Raw genomic sequence first — 1,591 nt, 5'->3', positions numbered from 1 at the left:
TATTAAATCCATTTTGAGCAAATGGTGAAAAAAATGTAGAAAAATGCGAAAAAACGGATAAATTTTTTCAAAAGGGGTTTTAAAAGATTGTTTATCCACAGCCCATGGCATGGAATAAGATCAGCAAAGTAGTAAAATTTGCTATTCGTTTCACGGGTTAATCAAGATAAATGTACTACGTGCTTTAAAATATCAGAATGAGTACTTTGATAGGTTTTATAGAGAGGTTTTGTAGGTTCTTAACCCCCCCAAAACCCCTACAAAACCCCTTTTTATATATATCATAGATTGTATTTACAGATTGTATTTAATATAGGTTGTTTATTTAAAACATTAACATATTGAAATATAATTATTTTTATTTTTGTTTAAAAAAATAAAATAATACGTATAAAAAACACCCCCAAAACTTATAATGGGGAGTGCTTTGAAGAGTTCACTGTTATATTGTTAATGTTCTATAAGATTTCCAAATTGCCTCAGTGTGATGTTTTATGGCTTGTCACTAAGGGATTCCATTCATAGCGTATGGTCGGTCGACCGCCTTGTGAGCTCTTGTCTCCAGAGATTTCACGTATATAGTTACAACGGCATAAAAGCTCTAAAGCTTGCTTAACGGCTCCATTATCTTTGAAACATTTCCAATCACGTTTATAAATATCCCTTGTTGTAAAAACATCGGGTAAATGATCACAACGTTCGACAATTAATTTTGCCCCCTCTGTTGCTAAGCTATTCGCCGCCGCATAAAGCCTTTTGACATGACTTAACAAATATTTTTCCCATCACAAGGCTGTTTGAAGGGCATCTTTATTGATTTCAAAACGCCCCCCTTCGGTTAATTCAAAAATCAATGCAAGGCTTACTATGGTCTTAGGCATTTTCAAAAGATGCGCTTGTAAGCTTTCAGAAAGGTTGTTCTCTTTGGCTTCTTTAAAAATCTTTTGCATCCATTCACGAAAGATCTCTTGAGCTTCAGCAGAAAAGCGCATCACAAGAGGGTGTTCTGGTGAACCAAGGGGTTTATCATAAAGAGAACGAAATGCCCCTTCATAAGTTTCCCATGCCTCTTGATTGGGAGGTCTATCAACCCATTTCCAATCTTTTGTCTCATCGGGAAAGACCAGCATTTGAAAGCGTTGTAAGAAACCATCATTGCCTTTGCCATATAAAACATTGCGTATAAAGGGGAGAATGCGAGAGGGTTGAATGCCCCCTATAATAGAAACGGTTGCATTGGGAATAAAAATGGTTCCACGCCCTATACGGTCATAAGTAAATTGACCATCTCCATTAAAAGCTTCCAAATAAAAGGCACGGTCTGTTTGATATTCCTTGCGTTCCATATCTGTTAAGAAACCGGATAATTCATCACGCACCATCAAGAGACCACGGGGATTTTCTTTTAAAAGTTCCCCAAGCTTTTCCACGGTCACATCATTGACAATAAAACGAGAGACATCCTCATCACGCGCATTGTCTTTAGAGAGGGTTTCAGACAAAAGAGCATGGGCTGTTTCAAGATCTCCTTTTTTTATTGCTTTATGGGCTTGTTTTTTCTTTTCGGATTTGTCTAAAGTTTCAAGTATCT

Annotated in this window: 1 pseudogene; it reads right to left on the bottom strand. The window is 36.6% G+C overall.

The features are described from left to right. Positions 1 to 479: 479 nt before the first annotated feature. A pseudogene (locus ACFILT_RS04420) lies at positions 480 to 1,591 on the bottom strand (DUF3987 domain-containing protein); the annotation flags it as partial.

Source organism: Bartonella sp. AP7XZML (genome assembly GCF_042195745.1).
Lineage (GTDB): Bacteria > Pseudomonadota > Alphaproteobacteria > Rhizobiales > Rhizobiaceae > Bartonella.
The sequence above is the reverse complement of the archived record's forward strand: the minus strand, read 5'-3'. Positions and strand labels throughout refer to the sequence as shown.